The sequence below is a fragment of the Nostoc sp. TCL240-02 genome (assembly GCF_013343235.1).
Taxonomy (GTDB): domain Bacteria; phylum Cyanobacteriota; class Cyanobacteriia; order Cyanobacteriales; family Nostocaceae; genus Nostoc.
The window spans coordinates 6,222,525-6,244,795 of the sequence record NZ_CP040094.1; the positions used below are offsets into that span (position 1 = coordinate 6,222,525).

The window sequence follows — 22,271 nt, forward strand, 5'->3', positions numbered from 1 at the left end:
AGCAAGTTAGCCAAAAATTCCTTTTTAGCCTGTCAAAAGGCTGGTTAAAGTGAAAAGTTGTGTTTCTCAATCGTGACAGAAACCATACCGAAAGTGTCAACTCTCGGTTGGTTTTTTGTGCCTTAAAACAGCAAATCTCTGAAAAATCAATTTAGGTAAATAGAAATTATGGCAAATATCAAGGGTACTAATGCTAATGATGTCCTTATTACAGGTAATCATACCAATAATAACCTCTCTGGGGGAGATGGTAATGACACCCTATATGGTGGTGAAGGAGATAATAGCTTATACGGTGATTTCGGTAACGATATTCTTGATATTTCCTTTTCTTCTGGGAAAAACCTTTTAGACGGTGGCTTGGGAAACGATCAACTTTATGCTTCTAACACCACTGGCAACAACACTCTTAAAGGAGGATCTGGAGGTGATTATTTTAATATAAACAATTCTTCTGGGAAAAATATTTTAGACGGTGGCTCTGAGAATGATTCATTTTCTGCTTCCCATACCACTGGCAACAACACCCTTAATGGAGGAGAAGGAAATGATTATCTATACATTTATCATTCTTCTGGAAATAACCTTTTAAATGGTGGTTCTGAGAACGATCGACTTTATGCTTCTAACACTACTGGCAACAACACCCTTAACGGAGGAACTGGGGATGATGTGTTTGATATTTCTTCTTCTTCTGGAAATAACCTTTTAGACGGTGGCTTGGGGAACGATCAATTTTATGCTTACAGTGCTACTGGCAACAACACCCTTAAAGGAGGGAGTGACAACGACTCCTTCCATTTGAGCGCCCCCTCTGTTACTCCCCCTGTTTTAGTGACTCAAACGGTAGATGGAGGTACGGGCGACGACTATTTGTCTATCGATTATGGAAGTTTTACTACTGAGGGAATCACCTCAACTTTCAATACAATCACTAACCAAGGTTCAATTACAGTTGGGACATATCGAGTTAGCTACAAGAATATTGAACAATTAGATATTTCTGGTACAGCTAACACTGACACTATTGTAGGTAGTAATGGTAACGATTACCTTTTCGGCAATGATGGCAATGATCTCCTGACTGGAGGGAGAGGCAATGATTATCTGTTCGGGGGAGATGGCACTGATACATTTGCCTTCAATAATTACAATGAAGGTGTTGATAGTCTTTATGACTTCAACCCGATTGCTGAAGTTATTCAGGTTTCGGCTACTGGTTTTGGCGGTTCTTTAGCAAAAGGCGCACTCTCGACTAGTCAGTTTACCATCGGTTCCGCCGCGAGTGCGATCGCTCAACGATTTATCTACGACAACGGTACAGGTGCCCTGTTCTTTGACCAAGATGGTAGCGGTGGTGCGTTTACTCAGGTACAATTCGCGCAACTCAGCGATGGATTGTCACTAAGTGCAACTAATTTTGTTGTTGTTTAATTGTACAAAATCAAAGCGATCGCTCCTACTGGTGTTTAAAAGCTTTTGCTTGAAGAGTGTAAAGGTAAGCTGTTGTGCCTTTAATTTGCACTAATATTTTTTCAATATGATTGTGGGGTGGGCAACATGAGCGCCCTGATAGTGCAAGTTGTGTACATAACAGCTTAACTGGGAATATCCATGAGTAAACCAAACTTTGATGCTATGAGCAAGACAGAATTACGCGCTTATGTCATTGCACATCAAGATGATCAAGAGGCTTTTTACGCACTTGCGGATCGTTTGACGGCAAAACCTCCCTCTGGGACTTATCCCGCCTCAATGACTCCAGAAGAAATCCATAAGGCAGTGTTAGACATTATTCAACAGAAACAGTAATGTCTATAACGGGCTGCGCCTATGCCAGATTCGAAAAACAGCTTAACACCACCCTCACCTCATAAATTGTTAACACCCTTGCCCCTAGATATAACGAAAGTGATACACTACATCCATGCTAGGGGTGCCTACATAACCAGGCTGAGATCACACCCTTAACACCTGAGTCTGGGTAATACCAGCGGAGGGAAGCTGTTTATTGAGGAATCATAATATGCGGACAGAATGGGTTGCTAAACGACGTGGGCAGGTTAATGTATCGCAAATGCATTACGCCCGCCAAGGTGTCATCACCGAAGAAATGCACTACGTCGCCCAACGAGAAAATCTTCCTGCCGATCTCATTCGTGATGAAGTGGCGCGGGGGCGAATGATTATCCCTGCTAATATCAATCACACCAATCTAGAGCCGATGGCTATTGGTATTGCCTCTAAATGTAAGGTTAATGCTAATATCGGCGCTTCCCCCAACTCTTCTAATCTTCAAGAAGAAGTTGATAAGCTGAATCTGGCGGTGAAGTACGGTGCTGATACCGTGATGGATTTGTCTACAGGCGGCGGTAATTTGGATGAAATTCGTACCGCCATCATCAAGGCTTCACCTGTTCCTATTGGTACGGTGCCAGTATACCAAGCTTTAGAAAGCGTCCACGGCACAATCGAGAATCTGACTGCTGATGATTTTCTCCATATCATCGAAAAGCACTCCCAGCAGGGGGTAGATTATCAAACTATCCACGCTGGGATTTTGATTGAGCATTTGCCCTTAGTGAGAAACCGCATCACCGGTATTGTCTCTCGCGGTGGCGGGATTTTGGCGCGGTGGATGTTGCATCACCACAAACAAAACCCACTTTATACCCACTTCCAAGATATTATTGAGATTTTCAAAAAGTACGATGTCTCCTTCAGTTTAGGAGATTCCCTACGTCCTGGCTGTACCCATGATGCTTCCGATGAAGCACAATTAGCTGAATTGAAAACGCTAGGACAGCTAACTCGCAAAGCCTGGGAAGATGATGTCCAGGTGATGGTGGAAGGACCGGGACACGTGCCAATGGATCAAATTGAGTTCAACGTCCGTAAGCAGATGGAAGAGTGTTCTGAAGCACCTTTCTATGTTTTGGGCCCATTGGTGACAGACATTGCTCCTGGTTATGACCATATCACTTCAGCCATTGGAGCAGCGATGGCTGGATGGTACGGTACTGCTATGCTGTGCTATGTAACACCTAAAGAACATTTGGGTCTACCAAATGCTGAAGATGTACGGAATGGGTTAATTGCCTATAAAATAGCGGCTCATGCGGCTGATATTGCTAGACATCGCCCTGGTGCAAGGGATAGAGATGATGAACTTTCTAAAGCGCGTTACAACTTCGATTGGAACCGTCAGTTTGAATTATCACTCGATCCAGAAAGAGCTAAGGAATATCACGATGAAACTTTACCAGCAGATATCTATAAAACTGCTGAGTTTTGTTCGATGTGTGGGCCTAAGTTCTGCCCAATGCAAACTAAGGTTGATGCTGATGCGCTGACAGAATTAGAGAAGTTCTTGGCAAAAGAGCCTGTGACTCAAGGCTAATTGACATGGGGAAATGGGAAATGGGGCATCGAGAAGAGACATAGGAGACAAGGAAGAGGGGGGAGATAAGGGAGAAACTTGAATTAATTCTCCCCCTGTCCCCTGCCTGCTCTGCTCCCTCATCCCCACACTCCCTAACTCAAACGTAACCCGATTTCAATGGTAAAGCTGCGAATCTTTCCTGTATCTGTGGTAGCTTTATCTGCAACTTCCAGAGTCCAAGTTCCTTGGGGACTTTTACCTTTAAAGGCAGCAAGTTTTGGGGTGTTTACCTCGTCATAGGTTGTTTTGATATTATCTGTAGCTCCGCCCTGGCGATCGTGCAGAATAATGGGAAGTATGCCTATTTGCACTGGGGGAAGGAGAGTAACTACAAGATCCCCAATATAAGTATGCTCGATATCTACATTAACTTTGATGGATTTTATCAGACTGGTATTAGCGATCGCCAACGACAATGTTGATGTTTGCAAGTCGTTAATTGGGATATCTTGTACTGCCTTGAATATGCTAATGGGCGATGTTTGCGCTGGCTTGGCCAATTCTACAGCTTTGAGAGCATTGATTCGACCATAACCGTAGAAAGGGCTGCGACCATTGGCATCATATTTACCTCCAGCTTGATCGATGCGATCGCAAGACCGTTTAATAATATCTCGTACTTCGTCCCAACGCAGATTTGGATTTCTGGCAATAATCAATGCTGCTACACCAGCCGCACCTGGACAAGCACTAGAAGTCCCGCCGAATTCGTTTGTGTAGTTACCTCCGGCATCACCCAGATTTACATTACCGGAATTATAACCAAGTACACCAGCGCGATCGGTTGTCCAAATTCCAGGGGTTTGAGAACTATCACCATTGTTACTGGGAAAGGCACACCACACCGCCTGACCAAAGTCACTGTAAGCGCTTCTTGTGCCAAAGTCGTTACAAGCTGCGATCGCAATTACCTTTTGGTAGCTGGCGTAGCCATCGTTATCCACGCTTTCATTACCATTGCCAGCCGCGAATAAAATTACACATCCCTTGCCGTTGCGTCCTTTATTGATTGCAAAGTCCATAGCCAATCGTGTGGAGTCAGGCAAAGGTACTTTTTGCTTGTGTAGAGGATCGTTTGGCTCAAACCAAGTCCCATCTGCTGGGCCCCAACTGCAAGAAATCACATCAGCACCATTTTGAGCCGCCCAAATAAAAGCATCTGCTTCATCCTGTGACCCCAACGATGAAGCTAAACGAATCGGCATCAATTTTGCACCCGGTGCTACACCAGATGCACCAAATTTCCCGTTGCCACAAGCTACACCGGCACAAGCTGTCCCGTGGTTATTGTCGTTTCCGGGTCTGGGATTGTCACTTTTACGTGTGACATCACGCGGGGCAACAATCTTTCCAGAGGAACGGAACTCTTCATGATCAAGATCCACACCGTCGTCAATAATTGCAATAATTGCTCCTGTGCCATCGCTCAACTTCCAAGCTGCTTCAACGTTGGCATGGGCGTTAATTACCTTACCGTTAATTGTTGTTTGCTTTAAGTGCCACTGCTGCGGGAAAACCTGACGTTGGCGTGATTCACGCACTAGTTCAGGATGACACAGTTCTACTGATTCCTCATTCAGAAGTCTCTCGGCGATGTCAAAGATGGCTATACCAGTATTTGTAGGTGCATTGACAAAATAAGCATTTCGTGAGTATTCAAGTTGGCGTTTAATTGTTAAGCCGTAACGTCGCAATATCTCTTGGCAAGCTCTTGATTCTTCTTCATTATCGAATTTAACGAAGAGGTTTTCGGTGTAAATTATCGGTTGACTGGAGGCTGGATCGATCAAGACACGTCCGGCAAATTGGACTTCAGACTCTTGGTTGAGAATTTCACGAGCGCGATCGCGCAAAGCAACACCCTGAGTCGGAACTTTCGCACGCAAAATTTCAACACCCGCTTGCCGAAACCGCGTTGTTAACTCGAATTGATTGAGGATGCTACGAGCCGTGGGTGACACAGGTGCGACTTCAAACGGTCTTGCACCAATTAGAGTACTGCGGCTTTCGGTACGCACTACAACGTGTTCTTCACTGATAGCAAGTTCATACTGTTGACCGTTCTGTCCACCATAGCGAACCTGAACCATAGCTTACTCTCCTGGGATATTTGTCTTGAAAATTGGGCGTTGGGAAATCGTATTATGCACTACTTTTAAAGCTTGCTATACGTAGCGTGCATTTACGTTTAGTTTATGGATGGTTTTTATTTCATGTGTTATATGTGTATTACGACATTAAAAAGATCCAGCTGCAACAGAATTTAATCTCTTTAAAGTTCATACAAGCCTTCAATTCGTCTTTCCAGAAAAGAAGAATTCAAAGTCAGGCTGTTTTACGAATCTTCACTATTACTAGGGGCATATAGCTTGCATTCCGATAAAAGATTTGTATTCCATACCACTGAAAACGCTATAACATCATTAGAACTTGAGAAAGATGTTTTATTTTCCGGCTGAGTATTTTCTACAGGTGTACTCTTTACCCCTGATTGCTGAAGTGAAATTTCAAAACGACTATTTTTCTGAGTATCCTGAAGAAATTCGGGTTGGCAGCAATCGCACTGCTGTATCTTACACTCGTAAGTCTGGGTACTATGCAATACATTATGATAATCAACCCAAGACGGTAGCACCAGGAGCAATTTTACAACTTAACGATGGTGCGATGTCTACGATGGTCACTGAGCCTTGTCGAAGTGCGGGCTACAGCTACGCAGTTTTTCCAGGCGAACCCAATCAATCAGAGCAGGGTAAACTGAGTCCAGTTTACACAATAGAACCCAATGGTTCCCTAGCAGTACCAACTGGACTGGTTTTCATCCGCTTTGCTGAAGGCGTTGATATAGAGTCCCAGCACGAGGCAATTAATCAAGCGGGTTACGAAGTAGTAGAAAGCCTTGACTATGCGCCTCACGCCGCTTGGTTGCGTGCCCAATCAGGTAATATTGCTGATGCGATCGCAAAGATTCCTCAGCTAGAAGCGATACCTAAAGTTGAGAATATCGAACCTCAGATGCTTATGGAAAGAGGTTTGAGACTAGGGCGTTAATAAGTTGTAATGGGCTACACCCCGCTACGCTAACGTAATTCGTAATTATTTGATGAGCCATAAAAAAGATGTTTAACAACAGCAATAACTCCCAAGCTAATATTCTCTATAGACATGGCGACGTTTTAATTAGACATATTGCTAGCTTACCTGTTGGCGCTCAAAAGCGTGTAGGTGCTACTCTCGCTCATGGTGAAATTACAGGACATAGCCATCGCATTCAACAATCTGATGCTGTTCAGTTGTGGACAAATGGTAGTGACCTTTTTCTAGAGGTTAAAGAACCAAGTGCCACTTTAGTTCATGAAGAACATCGAGCGATTGAATTACCCCAAGGGCTTTACCGCGTTTGGAGACAACGCGAATATCGCCCTGATGCCTATGTGGAGGTAGTAGACTAATGCTCAAGATCATGTCTAATGGACGTGTGCCGAATAAACAAGTTTTGCAGCGCCCAAACCAAAGCCACGAGCCTGTATCGGCTGAATATGCTCGAAAACTGATCCTTGAGCATCGCGCTTGGGATGGGATGCGCGTTTTAGGCCATCTGGATTTAAGCGGTGCATTGAATCTTTACAATCTACCTGAAAATCTCACCTGTGAAAGTCTTGATATCAGCGACTGTGTAAACCTCACAACCCTTCCCACAGGACTCCACGTTACTTATTGGATTGAGTTAGCCGGAAGTGGGATTACTAGTGTATCTGCGGGACATGGTTTTGTCTGGCGCTGGCGAGGCGTGCAGGTGACAGATAAAATTGCCTTTGAATCCCAGTCTCTAACGGGGCAAGATATCCTCAATGTAGAGAACATTGAGTTGCGCCGCGTGCTGATTGAGCGTCTGGGATACGAGACATTTTTGCAGCAAGTGGGAGGATTGATCCGCGATCGCGATCGTGACGCTGGTGGAGAACGTCAACTAGTCTACATTCCTTTTGAGGATGACGAGCCGCTTATGGTCTTGAAAGTCACCTGTCCATCCACAGGACATATTCATATCTTGCGCGTTCCCCCTCACATGCGGAGTTGCCATCAAGCAGCCGCTTGGATTGCGGGCTTTAATAACCCAGATGATTATAATCCTGCGATCGAGGCGTAGTTAGCTCTAAATACTCTGCGGTTTCAAAGCGATTTATTGAACCGCAGAGGCACAGAGAACGCAGAGATTTTATGAGTTAATTGGTAGTAGTGGGTTGGACAAATCGCTTAATTTCACCACACGCAATATAAGACTTTCCATCAGGTGCTGTTTTGACTTCATCAACGACATAAAGCATCCCTTCCTCACGAACCGATCGCGGAAAACGCATATTCCAATCTGCTTCATAGCCGTCGGAAACTACCCTAGCGCGTAGTTTGCTGCCATCTTTGACACACTGAACCAGAATGCCGTCTTTTACAACATCAGTTGTGGGAAGATCGGCAGCGCTGGCAGGCCCTTTAGAGGCTTTACCTGTATAAGCTATATTCGATTGTCTAGGGGCAACGAAGATATCTGCTTCACCAGGTTGAGCAAAACGAGTGATATTGCCACGGACACGGTAGAAAGTAGCTTCGCTTGAGAGTTCCAGACCTTCAACAACGTACCTTGCTCCCTCTGCCCGAATACTCCGGGGAAACTGGACATTCTTGGCTGAATCGTAGCCTTCAGATATGACTTTGACCCGTAGTTTACCCCCTTCACGAACGCAATAAAGTTCGACACCTGAGCCAACTTCATTGACAACCGGCATTGCGTACACTTCATCACCAGCAGTAACACCGCGCCCCACCAGATCGTTGCGATTACGGTTCATTGTCTGGTAAGACTGATCTCGCAATTCTTTACGTCCGGCATTACCTAGAGCTTTTTGGGCGATTCGACTTGCGAAATACTCAAGCTGATCGATCTCTTCAGCAATTTCAAAATTCTCGTTTAACCCTTTATCCCGCAAATCTTTCACCAGGCTACGCAGGGTTTCTTCCGCTTCCTGGTGTCTGCCATGTTCAGCTAAATCGAGGGCAGTCTCTTTTGCCTTAGCGATGGTGAGGCGGCTCAGTTCAAGAATGATATGGCTTGTAGAGGCAAAAGCTGCTTCCTCAACAGTGCCAACTTTGGCGGTGATATCTGCTGTGCCTGAAACGTTTTGGATGAGGTCATTTTGGACAACATCGGCGCTGTAATGCAGTTTCATCACAGGTAACTCACCAACTTGAGCGCTTGATATCACCAAACTTAAGCCGAGAAGTTTGTCTTCACCTTCATAAAGCTCTCCCAAGCTGATAACAGCTTGACCAGCGTCATTTTGGCTAACTTTTGCAAGGCTTAAAGTATCAACAAGACTAACACCTTCAGCCAATTCAAGTTTCACTGTGAGGTTTTGTCCTACTACTGCTCTGAGACTGTCTAGCTCAATACTAAACACTTCAGTTGCTTCATCAATGCTTTGAATGAAGTAGAAGTTTCCCCTAGCAGCCCTTGCCATACCAATCAGCAGGTCTTCATTAAAACCCTGAGCAAAACCTAATGTAGTTGTGGTGATACCTTCCTCAGCTTTTTGCCCTGATGTTGCCGTTAGTACCTTGGGGTCTTGAATGCCCATATTGGCGTGACCATCGGTAAGCAAGAGAACACGGTTGATTTTTTGCGGATCAAGTCGCGTTTTGACATGTTCACAGCCTTTGAGCCATCCCCCCGATAAGTTGGTAATACCGCCTGCTCTGACTTTGCGAATAGAATCTTTTAGTGTGGCTTTATTAGTTACAGCTTGGGGTGGCACAACGCTGTCTATTTCATCGTCGTAAACAACTACTGAGAGAATGTCATCTGGCTCAAGTTGATCGACCACAGACTCAGCAGCTTTGAGTGCATGATGTAAGGCAGCACCCGCCATAGAGCCGGAACGGTCAATTACAAGAGAAAGGTTAAGGTTCCGTCGGGGAGATTCAGCTATGTCAGGACGAAAACGTAGCAGAATATTAGTCTTTAATGAAGCTCCGGCGGGGAGAATAGACTGGTCAAATTCGTAACTTGTCTTAATCATTTTTTATATCCCTCAGAGTTGTCTGTGATAAGCTACAAGCTTTATGATGCAAGGATAGAAAGTGCTTTTTTTAGTTTACCCAACAATCAGTTTATCCAGTGTATAAATGAAGTTTAATGTAAGATTTTATAGCGGTTACATCTCGCCAGGATTAGTAAAGCTCATCGTAGACATCGCTTTTTCGGGAGAAGTTTGCGATCTACTTACTCTTTCCTAGTACTGAAAGGCGATCGCACTGGTCACAATTGCGAGAAACTGAAAGCAGATATATTAGGAGAGGAGAACCTAATGAGCTGGACTAAAGTTCTTGCAGTCGAAGCACTTTCCCCAGGTACGCGAGAAGTGGTGAAAGTTGGCAACCGTAAAATTCTGCTTTTGAATCACGAAAATCAGCTTTATGCTGTAGATAACACCTGCCCTCACTTAAAATTACCTCTGAAAAGTGGCAAAATAAAAGGTGGGGCAATTGTTTGTTCTTTCCATCACAGTGCTTTTGACCTGCGGACTGGTGAAGTACAAGACTGGTGTTCTTGGCCACCTGGTGTAGGCAAGGTACTCTCATTGGTTTCACAACCAAAGGCGTTGCCGGTGTTTCCTCTTCGTGTGGAAGAAGGGAATATCTGGGTTGATGTACAAGAGGAATAGCACCCTCTCTCGATTTAATACCATTGGACAAACATCAGAAGTTGCCAGTAGGCTACAAAATGTTACCTAAACTTTTTGCAGCGCTTTGCATATTCATTTTTGAGTGACAATAGAAATATCAGAAACGGAGGATTGGCAAAAAACAACCTCCGTTTCTATGGCCTTCTCAATGCCTCAATTGAATCTCAATAATTCTATTGACCGCTACATTTCATCAAATAGTTGTATCTTGTCATTGGTCAGAAATACCCTTGAACGAATTTCCATTTATGACTTACATACGCGAACGCAATTTACGTATTGCACTGGCTTTAATTGCATTATAAACTTATGCCAATTGGGAACTATATAATCTGAGATCAATTCAATTATTTGAATTATTATTTGTTTGCAATACGCACAAAAGGCCCTTGCTAATGATTAGTATAATTACACCAGTTTATAACGGTGAGAAATTTATAGAATCTTGCCTTCAAGTTGTCATTTACCAAAATTGTTTAGAAGTGGAGCATATCATTGTTGATGGAGGTTCAAGTGACAAGACGGTAGACATTATTAAAGATAAAGCCAATCAATATTCCCACATACGTTGGATTAGTGAAAAGGACAAAGGACAATCTGACGCTATGAACAAAGGAATTGCTATGGCGCAAGGAGAGATTATTGGTGTTTTAAATGTTGATGATTTTTATGAAGTAAATCTTCTTAACCGCATCTGTGAGATTTTTGCAACTTTACCAGAACCTAGTTTTATTGTTGGTAACTGTAATATCATTAATCAGAAAAACCAGCTAATTTATATTAATAAACCTAGCAAATTACGAACAATAGATTTACTGTTAGGAAGACGAGTTAATGATGATGGAATTATCGATGCTTCTTTTCCAGTAAATCCATCTGCTTACTTCTATCATAAATCATTACATCAAAAAATTGGACTCTATAAAGTAGAAGATCATTATTCAATGGATATAGATTTCCTTTTGAAAGCTGTTTGTTCATCTCATGTTAAGTATTTCAATGAAACTTGGGGTAACTTTAGATATTATCCAGGAACTAAAACATTTGATGATTCTGCAACAGGAAGCAGTTTAGCGCGAATTAAACAATTATTTAATGATTATATTAAAACACTATCCTTGATGGAGCGATATCAAATTTGGTTAGCTCGGAATATAAATTTTACCTTCTTAAAAATCTTTTATTTTTCCAAGCATCCAGAACGATTGCCTGAATCTATTAAGCAGCGATTAGCTAAACAAGACTTACGCAAAAAATAGCCCAAAGCTTGATTTTATTCTTAGGGCAATTTATGTAGACGCAAAGCGGTAAACCAGTCTGGTAGCAGCAATACGTTTCGGTTAAGGGAGAAAGGGAAAGGGAAAGGGTTTGAATTTAGCTTTACCCCAAGTTTATTAACCTTTTTCCAGATCAAAAGAGAGATTGTTGGGTTTATCCGAAAAGTATTGAGTCCGGTAGACGTGTTCCCCAGTATAAAGGTATTGGCGTTAGCGTAACACTGCGAGGAAGCAAGCTACGCGCAGCGTCTCATAAAGCGAGCATCACCCTTAGGGCATTTGCTTCTATCCTATGTAATCTTACGTAAGAAAAAGAGTAGGTTGAGTTAAGCGAAAGCGAAACCCAACAAAGCCTTGATAATATTGGGTTGGGTTGGGTTTCGTTCCTTAACCTAACCTACACCAGTTTTAGTTTTTAGCCTTAACTGAACAGTATTCTCTCATAGAGAGATACGAGCGTTACCTGTAGAGTATTTGTCTCTATCGTATGTAGTTTTACGGGAGTACTATAAATATAGTCGAACCTGATAGAATTACTTTTTACTTACAACAGATTTCAAGTTTGTGAGTAAAAAAATACCCTAGCCACCTTGTAGCGCAGCCTCCCCTTAAAAAGCTACGGTGTACACACAAGTATAGTCCGCAAAGGTTTCAACCCTTTTAGCCCCGTAAATACCCAAATTTTGGACGACTAGAAACTCCATTTATCCCGCTAATTTTAAGGTTAAGGCAACGAAACCAAGTTTTAGGTGGGATTTCAAGACTTGTGTGTACACCGTAGCCTTAAAAAGAGGAGGGTTTAGTCGTGCGGTTTTGCTTGGTATCACCTACAATGAATGCCCTCATTCATGTATTTTAGAATCCTGATGCAGAATTGAGGTGAAGCCATAGTATAATCACTTCCAAATAGTTTTTGTATAAAAGTTACTTTCTGTATTACAGTGTAATTGTTGTTCTTATAGAGTTAGATCCACAGTTACAGAAAGTTTTGCCTTAACTTGACACACCTATATTCTAAGGTGAAGTATGGTGGTAAGCAACGATCATGATATTTACAATCATATAATAAGGATTTGCTTTCTGATTTCATGTTCAGTTTGATTCAACAATTTATTCCTGATTGAAAATTAGCTTAGTTACTAATATGGATGCTCAAAAAATCAGAATTTTATTAGTTGATGATAAGCTAGAAAATTTGCATTTTTTATCAGACATCCTTCACAACCAAGCTTATCAGGTACAAAGTGCCCTTTCTGGAGAATTGGCAATCAATAGGGCGCTGGCTTTTCCTCCTGATTTGATTTTACTAAACTTTCTCATTTCCAAAATGAATAGTTATGAGGTTTATCAAAATTTAAAATCTCATCAGAAAACTCAAGAGATTCCGATAATTTTTTTTGGTGTTTTAGATGAATTATCGGAAGAAGTAAATATTTTTGATCTAGGGGCTGTTGACTATATTAGTCAACCATTCCAAGCTAAAGAAGTTTTATTACGCATACAAAATCAACTAACTCTCCAAAGGCTGAAAAAACAGTTAAAAGAACAAAATGCCCAACTGCAAGAGGAGATTAAAGAACGTCAACGGGTTGCTGTTGAGTTAAATCTTCGAAACCAACAGATAGAAGAAATTTTCACAGAAATTCCTGTTAGCCTTAGCAAAGCCTTTTGTAGAGAAGTTTACCAAAACGAACGCCTTTTAGTCGAAGCTGCCCTCAAGAAGAGCGAAAGTCAATATCGCCACCTGGTGGAGACATCCCAGGATATGATCTGGTCGGTAGATATTGATGGACTAATTACCTTTGTTAATCCGGCAGTCAAGCAGATTTATGGCTATGAACCCCAGGAGATGATCGGGCGTACCTTGACTGATTTTATCTCGCCTCAGCAAGTTGCTAAAGATAAAGTAGCCTTTGAGCGTGTTTTGCAGGGAAAGTCGATATTTCAACATGAAACTACCTGTGTAGCTAAAGATGGTACTTTACTTTATTTAATGTTTAATGCGATCGCATTACGCAACGAAGATGGTTTAGTCATAGGTATGACAGGTACTGCTAGTAATATTACACAACGTCGAGGTATAGAAAAATTACTCCAAGAGAGCGCGATTAAGCTCCGAAATCATAACCTAGTGCTAACCCAACTGGCACAAAATCAGATCCTTTATCAGGGTGACTTGAAAGCAGCTTTGGGTAAAATTACAGAAACAGCCGTCAAAAATATTGGAATGGAACGAGCCAGTGTTTGGTTGTATGACGAAACAGGCTTGAAAATCGAGTGTTTTGACCTATTTGAGGGCAGTCGCAATCAACATAGCGAAGGATTTTCCTTATCAGAGGCAGACTATCCAGCTTATTTTGCAGCTTTGCAACAAGATCAACCAATCGCCGCAGATGATGCCCATACCGATCCCAGAATTAGAGAATTTTCCCCATCTTACTCAAGATTAAATATTACCTCTATACTCTATACACCCATTAGGCAGGAGGGAAAAACCGTAGGGGTTTTATGTTTGGAGGCAGTGGGAGTTGCTCATCATTGGACGCTAGAAGATCAAAATTTCGCTCGCTCTCTGGGCAATTTAGTATCCTTGGTGCTGGAAGCAAAAGAACGTCAACGCGCTGAAGCCGCGCGGAGGGCTTCTGAAGAAAAGTTAGCATCAGCTTTTCGGTCGTCCCCCGATCCCATTGCCTTAATTACTGTTCCTAACAAACGCTTCGTCGAAGTTAACGACAGTTTTTGTCGGTTTTTTGGTTATTCTCGTTCTCAGGTTATTGATCGCACCGATCAAGAATTGAATATTTGGGTGAATCCAGAAGAATATAATTTTCTTACCCAGATGCTGCAAAAAACTAAAGCTATTCGTAACTATGAGATTGATGTCTGCACTTGTTCAGGAGAAATCAGGACAACCTTGCTGAGTGCGGAAATGATCGAGATTGATGGAAAATGTTACGTACTAGGCACAGCGAAAGATATTACTGAACGCAAGCAGGCAGAAAATGAAAGCCGTTTGTTACTGTTGACAACCCAAGCCATTACTCGCGCTAATGATGTCAATAGTTCTTTAGCACTGGTCTTACGCTTAATTTGTCATACCATTGGCTGGGATTTTGGTGAAGCATGGATACCTAATGAAGATAGTAGTGTTTTAGAACACAGCCTGGGCTGGTATGGTGAACAAAGCAATTTAGAAGAATTTTGCCGCCACAGTCTAATTGTGAAATTTCCTCTGGGAGTGGGACTACCAGGAAGAGTTTGGCAGAATCAGGAACCAGAATGGATAGAGGATGTTTCAGAAGTTACAGAGCCAATTTTTTTGCGATCGCAACAAGCAGCAAAGGTAGGATTAAAAGCTGGTTTTGGTGTTCCCATACTGGCTGGAAACGAAGTATTAGCTGTTTTAGTGTTTTTTAAACGTAGTTCAGTATTGGTAGATAGACGTTTGCTTTTGCTAGTAAATGCTGTTGCTGCTCAGTTAGGTGGGTTGATTGAGCGCAAAACTTTAGAACAAGAACTAGCACTCAGAGAAGCTCGCCTCAATGCCTTTTTTACAGGGGCTCCCGTCGGTATGAATATTGTAGATAACCAACTGCGGTTTGTGCAAATCAACCAAGTACTAGCGGAAATTAATGGAATATCCCAGGAAGCTCATATTGGTAAGACCATCCATGAAGCCTTACCCAAAATGGCCAGTGTCGTAGAACCATTTTATCAACAGGTTCTGTTGACAGGTAAACCCATCCTCAATCAAGAATTAAGCGCCGCATCAATTAAACAACCAGATATTATCCGCCACTTCTTAGTTTCTTATTTTCCGATTCCTGGTGAGGACGATCGCCTCTCTGGTGTGGGCACTGTTTTAGTAGAAATTAGCGAACTGCAAGCAGCACTACGCGAACGGCAAGCGGCGCTACGCGAACGCAAACATGTCGAACAAGAACTACGTTTAGCTAACGAGCGCCTTCAATATCTGCTTACTTCTAGCCCTGTGGTGATTTATAGCAGCAAAAAAACATTAGGCAATTTTAGCACTACCTTTATTAGTAAGAACGTCAAGGCAATGGTTGGTTACGAAGCGCAGGAATTTGTCGAAAATCCTAATTTCTGGCTGCATCATGTCCACCCAGAAGATATTGAATTGATTTCAGAAAAATTTTCCCAGTTGGTTGAGCAAGAATACACTTCCTATGAATATCGGTGGTTACACGCTGACGGAACTTATCACTGGTTTTACGAAAAGATGAGGTTAATTCGTGATGAAGCTGGAAACCCTATAGAATGTGTTGGTTATTGGACAGACATCAACGATGCTAAACTGGCAGAATTAGCTTTACAAACGGGTCGGCAGCGATATCAACTGCTAGCAGAAACCTCGCCAGCTTGTATATTTCACACTGATGTGGATGGTAATGTCTTATATTTTAATCAACGCTGGAGTGAGATTAGTGGATGCAATTTAGAAGAGTCCCTGGGAACCGGTTGGACAAAAGCTGTACATCCAGACGATCGCGAGCAGCTATTGCTGACATGGAATCAAGCAAGAGTTGCTAAAGTAATGTATAAGTACGAACATCGCTTTTTGCGTGATGATAGTACAGTTGTCTGGGTAATTTGTCAGGCTTTGCCAGAATTTCGAGATGATGGAGAAATAAAAGGTTATATTGGTACGATTACAGATATTACCGAGAGAAAATTGGCAGAAGAAGCGCTGCGTGAGAGTGCAGAACGGGAAAGAGCGATCGCCCAAGTGATTCAAAGGATGCGCCAAACATTGGATTTAGAGACTATATTTGCAGCTACAACCCAAGAATTACGGCAAGTACTCAATTGCGATCGGGTTGTTGTCTATCGTTTCAATCCCCAATGGAGTGGCGAATTTGTCTCTGAGTCTGTGGGTAATGATTGGATTTCTCTGATAGAAGAACATAACAACGATCCTCATCTCACAGAAGGTGTCTTACAAGAAGGACGTTGCCTAACAAAAATTTTGGATAGCGAGGATAATCAAGCGGAAGATGCTGATATGCAAGAAGATGGCATTTACGCACAAGGCGCAACTTTCCGCTGCGTCCCAGACATTTACAATGCTGAGTTTCATCCCTCTTACATCAGCCTTTTAGAACGTTTTCAGGCAAAAGCTTACATCATTGTCCCCATTTTATATGGTAGTCAGATTTGGGGACTACTAGCGAGTTATCAAAATTCCGATTCCCGCCAATGGAAACCAGGAGAAATCAACATCGTAGTTCAAATTGGCAATCAGTTGGGTGTGGCTTTACAGCAGGCACAACTACTGGCGCAGACTCAAAGGCAGTCACAAGCATTGCAAGAAGCTGTGATTACAGCTGATGCTGCCAACCGCGCCAAAAGCGAATTCCTCGCCAACATGAGCCACGAACTGCGTACCCCACTTAACGCCATCCTCGGTTTTACCCAAATCATGAGCCACGATCATGCTTTATCTACAGAACATCAGCAAAATCTAGCAATCATCAATCGTGCTGGCGAACATCTCCTTAACTTAATCAACGACATTCTGGAAATGTCTAAAATTGAAGCCGGTAGAATAACATTAAATCTCAACAGTTTTGACTTAATTCGCCTCTTAGAAAACCTGGAAGAGATGTTGCGTTTCCGCGCCACTTCCAAAGGCTTAGAATTAGATTTTGAATATACATCTTACCTTCCACAGTATATCCGAGCTGATGAAAGTAAACTGCGTCAAGTATTGCTTAACCTCTTGGGGAATGCAATCAAATTTACCGATACAGGAAGAGTGATGTTACGCGTGGCGATGGAGGATATGGGGGAGAAAATTTTACCTCATCCTCCTCATCTCTTCTTCGAGGTTATAGATACTGGTCGCGGTATTGCACCACAGGAAATAAACTTGCTGTTTGAAGCGTTTGGGCAAACTGAAACTGGAAGAAAATCGCAACAGGGAACTGGACTAGGTTTAGCAATTAGCCGCAAATATGTGGAACTAATGGGAGGAAACATTAGCGTCACCAGCATTATTGGTGAGGGAAGTACATTTGCCTTTGATATTCAAATTGATCTAGCCACAGCCAGCGAAATCCAGATCCAACAAATTAGACGACAAGTTCTGAGTTTAGCACCTGCTCAAAAGGAATACCGCATCTTGGTAGTTGATGACTCTATAGACAGCCGTTTAGTGCTAGTAAAAATCCTGACATCTATCGGTTTTGCAGTCCAGGAAGCGGCAAATGGCACGGAAGCGATCGCACTTTGGCAACAATGGCAACCACACCTAATTTTTATGGATATGCGGATGCCAATTATGGACGGCTACGAAGCCACCAAAATTATTAAAGCTAGAGAAGAAACTTCAGTCCCAAATCGCAAGACGATTATCATTGCCTTAACCGCTAATGCCTTTGAAGAACAACGAGAGGCAACAATCAAAGCTGGTTGTGATGATTATATTAACAAGCCTTTCCGTGAAGAAGAATTATTAGAAAAATTGAGTGAATATTTAGAAGTTCAATATATTTATCAAGAAGATAACTATCAGAGAAAGAATGCAAACCAACAAATAACAGAATCAATCTTGAAGCTTACAGATTTAGTTCCTCTATTGTCTGAAATGTCGCCTGAATGGGTAAAACAGGTGTATACTGCCGCAGCCCAATGTAGTGATGACTTAATTTTAGAATTGATTGAACAAATTCCTTCAGAAAATGCTATACTGAGCAATTTTATCCAGAATTTGGCTCATAATTTCCAGTTTGAGAAAATTATGGAATTGACGAGTATTGCTGGAGTATTATCTGGTTAATAACAATTATTAACTGGGTAGCAATAAGATACCCACTAATCCCACTTAAAAAGCTACTATGTACACAATACGGTTCGGTTAAGGTAAGAGACGCGATAAATCGCCGTCTCTACAAAGGACTTGACTATGTACACACATCTCTCTACAAAACCAAAATGTTGTAAATCCTCGAAAGTCCTCCTGTTTAAGAAGGACTTTGAGAGGTTTTTGCACCCAAATATATCGGGGGGTTGGGGACATCTCTTATCTATAATCTTGCTTTTGAATACTCCCTAAACGAGCAGCATCACGAATATTATAGTCGGGTCGAGTAAAGCGATTTAGCTGCATTTCAAAAAAATCTCGATTGGCTTGTAAATGTTTAGGATTTTGGTCATCTAAAGGATATAAAAGTGCAGTTCGCAAAGCTTGAATGACCGCAGAAGTAACACAGTACATTGACCGTTGAAAACTAACTCCCAACTGAATCAACATATCTTCTTCACCCCGGCAATGTTGGCTGTAGTAATCAACAAGATATGGGGGCAAAAAATGCAACATATCTTGCATTAATAATGTCGGGGGAATACCAGCAGTACCGACTGGAAATACATCAGCGTAAAGAATACCATAGTGAAAGTCTTTTTGGTCTTCTGGTACTTGACGCGCTTGAGCATTATAAGATTTTGTCCCTCGGAATGGTGCAGTGCGATAGAAAACGGCTTCTACGTAAGGTAATGCGGCTTCGTATAGCCACATAAAACCCTTAGATTTGGGGACAATTTCGTAGCATTCACCACGAATATAAACGTGATGGTAAATGGGACGACCTGCGATCGCAAATATACCATTAACTAAGAAGCTCATTGCCTCTGGGACGGTACTAATCGTACCTTCATCATAGCGGTCGGACATTTCAAAGAATACTGGGGCCATGACTTCCCAGAATAAGCCCAAATTAGCGTAGTATGACATCTGGCGGCACTGTTCCAAAAACATATCGGGAAACAGCTTGTAAAGCCCCAGCATGACTGGATTTCCTTGGAAATAAGCTTTAATTGCTCGATCAGCGTTGGCTTTGTATTCGTCTGAATCTAGGTAAGGGTCAAATTGTCCACCCATCCCTCTATGCCATAACATCGCCCGCATACAAGCTTCAGCAAACTCCATGTTAATGCGATCGTGGAATAAGTGATGCAATAACTTCGGCATTTTGAAAGTTTCACCCTTCTCCATAAATGCCAAAAGTTCTGGATGTGCAGTAGCTTCGCCGCGCCAAATTCGTAAATCGGCATCATCGCCAGCATAATGATTATGCAGTTCTAAATACTCTTTGGGTAAGAAGTATTTAAAGAAAGGAACCGGGTTTAAAAATTCATTTTCAGCAATATAAAGTAGGTCGCGCCAGTAAAAATCCATCGGCACAGCATAAGCTTTATATAAACCGATGATTTGCATCAAATTTTCTGGAGTATCGGGTAACATTGCACCGCCTGCTTCTAAGCGGTGAATTACTTCGGCAAATTCATGTTTGGAAGGTGGTAATTTAATTGCTGTTTTAATTGCTGTCATGGTAATCGTAAATTAATTGGTAGAGACGCGATTTATCGCGTCTGGGGGATAGGTTTTGAGACGCGATTTATCGCCGTCTCACAAGTCTTTTGATGTATTTACTATTTCAGCGCTACTTCAGAGATTACGGTTTTTTCTAACGGGGAAATTGCAGCCACCATTGTTGTAGTTGTAGATTCACTCCAACGCACCAACCAAGTGGGTTGTATTCCCAAAAAGATGATAAAGGCTGCCAAAATTAAAGCTGGGATTTTTTCAGACCAAAGAACTTTAGGATAGTAAGCGAAGTTATCTAGTCTGCCAAAACAAGTGCGGTTGAGGAGAATGACAAAATAAACTGCGGTTAATCCACTAGCTACTACACACAAAATAGTTGGGATGGGAAAGGCAGAGAAACTACCTTGAAAGACGATAAATTCGGCGATGAATCCTGTTAAACCGGGAATACCAGCACTAGCCATCCCACCTAAAACTAGTAAGGCGCTAATTAAGGGTAAGCCGCGTATGGGACTCATTAAACCATTGAGTTTATCTAACTCGCGCGTACCGACTTTGGCTTCTACGACTCCCACCAAGTGGAAGAGAATCGCCAGGATGATACCGTGACTAAACATTTGGGCGACTGCACCAACGAGTGCTAAGGGAGTACTAGCAGCACCAGCTAGCAAGATATAACCCATGTGACCGACGGAACTGTATGCTACCATGCGCTTGATATCTTTTTGAGCGATCGCAATTACCGCCCCATAGATAGCGCTGATTGCTCCCCAGATCGCCAGAGTCGGTGCAATAATACTCCAAGCATGGGGAAACATACCCAATCCAAATCGCAACAATCCATAAGTTCCCAGCTTTGCCAACACACCACCGAGAAGAATGGCAATTGGTGCTGAAGCCTCAACGTAAGCATCGGGTAGCCAAGTATGGAAGGGAACTAAGGGAATTTTAATACCAAAACCTAAGACTATTCCTGCTAGTAAAAGGATTTGTTTTGCTGTTGACACATTTTCTGTAGAGACTGCATCAAAAGCAAAATTGGTAGAACCACTCAGCCACACCATACCCAAGAATGTTACCAGAATTAATGCTCCCGAAACCGCAGTATAAATTAGGAATTTAATCCCAGCATAACCCCGTTTTGACCCCCCCCAAATGGAAATTAGCAAGTAGAAGGGGATTAATTCTAGTTCGTAGAATAGGAAGAATAGCAGTAAATTTTCAGCGAGGAAAGCACCTGCAACTCCTCCACTCACTAATAAAATCATGGAGTAGAACAGTCGGGGGCGTTCAGTTTCTTTATTGCTGCTGTAAATTGAAATCCAGGTGAGCAGGCTATTTAGCACCAACATTAATATAGAAAGCCCATCAACACCTATTTGATAGTTTAATCCAAGGGTTTCATTCCAGGGCAAATACTCTTTAAATTGCATTCCTGGATTGCTAATATCAAATTTTAGCAGGATAAATATGTTCCAGGCAAGAACTGTTCCGGAAAAAATTAATGCTGTTAAACGAATACGATGATTAGGGAAACTTACAGGTAATATTGCTATCAGAGCGGCGGCTAAAATAGGGAGCCAAATCAAAACACTTAACATCACATTTTTCCTTTGTTATTTCTCCTTTATTATTTGTCCTTTGTACCTTAGTAATGACCAATGACTAATGACAAAGGACAAAAAAGCTAACTTACTAGACTGATTTTGCCAGTATCTAAATCGTAATAACCACCGACTATTTTCAGCTTTTCTGCCTTGATTAATTCAGATAAAACTGACGATGACTTCAATTTCTCAACTTGCGCTAAAACATTTGCTTTACAAGCATTTTCTAACTTATCTCCTGATTTTCCTTTGGTACTTTCTACACTTGGTTTAATTGCTTCAAGCAAACTTCCAATTTGTCCTGGGACTGGAGCGCCTTTAATAGCAGCATCTACAGCACCACATCTTTCATGTCCTATTACCATGATGACTTTAGTGCCTAACACTAAGCTGCCAAATTCTAAGCTACCAATTTGCTGTGTTGTGGCAATATTTCCAGCTATGCGACAGACAAATAAATCTCCAAGTCCTTGGTCAAAAATAATCTCTGATGGTACGCGTGAATCTGCACAACCTAAAATAGAAGCAAAAGGCTTTTGACCTTTGGCAACTTCGACTAAACGTGAATGGGTTTGGTTGGGATTGCGACGTTTTGTTTTGACAAATCTTTCATTCCCATCTAATAACTCTTGCAATGCCTTATCGGGGGTAATATCATTTTCTGCTGGCGCTGGTGGGGCTTTTTTTTCGGCTGCAAGTAAATTTGAGCCAAGTCCGGCTGTCAGTACGCCTGTACCGATGGCACCTGCACCAAACTTGAATAGACTCCTTCTGGAAAGATTGATTTGTGGATGTTGTCTGCTCATGGAATTACCCTCACAATATTAATGTCTGCTTGTAATAAACGGTATTTAA

At 42.1% G+C, this 22,271-nt stretch carries 14 protein-coding genes and 1 riboswitch; of the genes, 9 read left to right on the forward strand and 5 right to left on the reverse strand.

The genetic code is table 11. From position 1 onward, the window contains the following. The first annotated feature begins 168 nt into the window (after positions 1–168). The 3 genes from FBB35_RS26525 (at position 169) to thiC (ending at position 3,400) form a co-directional block, all read left to right on the forward strand. On the forward strand, positions 169–1,434 hold the full coding sequence (locus FBB35_RS26525) for a calcium-binding protein (RefSeq protein WP_174712121.1): 1,266 nt from the start codon (positions 169–171) through the stop codon (positions 1,432–1,434). 180 nt (positions 1,435–1,614) lie between these two features. Further along, on the forward strand, positions 1,615–1,812 hold the full coding sequence (locus FBB35_RS26530; protein ID WP_174712122.1) for a hypothetical protein: 198 nt from the start codon (positions 1,615–1,617) through the stop codon (positions 1,810–1,812). Between the two features lie 110 nt (positions 1,813–1,922). After that, positions 1,923–2,019: riboswitch (TPP riboswitch) on the forward strand. Between the two features lie 7 nt (positions 2,020–2,026). Beyond that, a complete protein-coding gene (gene thiC, locus FBB35_RS26535) occupies positions 2,027–3,400 on the forward strand; it encodes a phosphomethylpyrimidine synthase (protein ID WP_174712123.1) in 1,374 nt (457 codons plus the stop codon). A gap of 134 nt (positions 3,401–3,534) precedes the next feature. On the opposite strand, the gene FBB35_RS26540 is transcribed toward thiC, so the two are convergent. Next, positions 3,535–5,532, reverse strand: a complete 1,998-nt coding sequence (locus FBB35_RS26540; RefSeq protein WP_174712124.1) for a S8 family serine peptidase — start codon at positions 5,530–5,532, stop codon at positions 3,535–3,537. A gap of 349 nt (positions 5,533–5,881) precedes the next feature. Between FBB35_RS26540 and FBB35_RS26545 the strand changes: the two genes are divergently transcribed. The 3 genes from FBB35_RS26545 (at position 5,882) to FBB35_RS26555 (ending at position 7,592) form a co-directional block, all read left to right on the forward strand. Next, positions 5,882–6,493, forward strand: a complete 612-nt coding sequence (locus tag FBB35_RS26545) for a hypothetical protein (RefSeq protein ID WP_174712125.1) — start codon at positions 5,882–5,884, stop codon at positions 6,491–6,493. A 68-nt stretch (positions 6,494–6,561) separates the two neighbouring features. Continuing rightward, positions 6,562–6,894: a hypothetical protein gene (locus FBB35_RS26550; protein WP_174712126.1), complete on the forward strand. Its 333-nt coding sequence runs from the start codon at positions 6,562–6,564 to the stop codon at positions 6,892–6,894. Next, positions 6,894–7,592, forward strand: a complete 699-nt coding sequence (locus FBB35_RS26555; RefSeq protein WP_174712127.1) for a DUF6745 domain-containing protein — start codon at positions 6,894–6,896, stop codon at positions 7,590–7,592. The genes FBB35_RS26550 and FBB35_RS26555 overlap by 1 nt, the downstream gene beginning before the upstream one ends. A gap of 76 nt (positions 7,593–7,668) precedes the next feature. Here the strand turns inward: FBB35_RS26555 and FBB35_RS26560 are convergent, their stop codons facing one another. After that, positions 7,669–9,516: a VWA domain-containing protein gene (locus FBB35_RS26560; protein WP_174712128.1), complete on the reverse strand. Its 1,848-nt coding sequence runs from the start codon at positions 9,514–9,516 to the stop codon at positions 7,669–7,671. Positions 9,517–9,804: 288 nt separating this feature from the next. On the opposite strand from FBB35_RS26560, the gene FBB35_RS26565 reads away from it, so the two are divergent. The 3 genes from FBB35_RS26565 to FBB35_RS26575 all read left to right on the forward strand — a co-directional run bounded on the left by FBB35_RS26565 (position 9,805) and on the right by FBB35_RS26575 (position 18,261). After that, the gene (locus tag FBB35_RS26565) at positions 9,805–10,161 is read left to right on the forward strand and encodes a Rieske (2Fe-2S) protein (protein WP_174712129.1); all 357 of its coding nucleotides are present in this window, start codon (positions 9,805–9,807) and stop codon (positions 10,159–10,161) included. 416 nt (positions 10,162–10,577) lie between these two features. After that, positions 10,578–11,441 (forward strand): glycosyltransferase family 2 protein, encoded by an 864-nt coding sequence (locus FBB35_RS26570; protein ID WP_174712130.1) that lies wholly within the window; start codon positions 10,578–10,580, stop codon positions 11,439–11,441. A 1,162-nt stretch (positions 11,442–12,603) separates the two neighbouring features. Then, positions 12,604–18,261: a PAS domain S-box protein gene (locus FBB35_RS26575; RefSeq protein WP_174712131.1), complete on the forward strand. Its 5,658-nt coding sequence runs from the start codon at positions 12,604–12,606 to the stop codon at positions 18,259–18,261. 243 nt (positions 18,262–18,504) lie between these two features. On the opposite strand, the gene FBB35_RS26580 is transcribed toward FBB35_RS26575, so the two are convergent. From FBB35_RS26580 to FBB35_RS26590, 3 genes are all read right to left on the reverse strand, one after another. Then, positions 18,505–19,812: a CO2 hydration protein gene (locus FBB35_RS26580; RefSeq protein WP_174712132.1), complete on the reverse strand. Its 1,308-nt coding sequence runs from the start codon at positions 19,810–19,812 to the stop codon at positions 18,505–18,507. A gap of 101 nt (positions 19,813–19,913) precedes the next feature. Next, entirely contained in the window at positions 19,914–21,410 is a 1,497-nt protein-coding gene (locus FBB35_RS26585; protein ID WP_174712133.1) for an NADH-quinone oxidoreductase subunit M, read from the reverse strand. Positions 21,411–21,496: 86 nt separating this feature from the next. Next, a complete protein-coding gene (locus FBB35_RS26590) occupies positions 21,497–22,222 on the reverse strand; it encodes a carbonic anhydrase (protein WP_174712134.1) in 726 nt (241 codons plus the stop codon). Between the last annotated feature and the right edge of the window lie 49 nt (positions 22,223–22,271).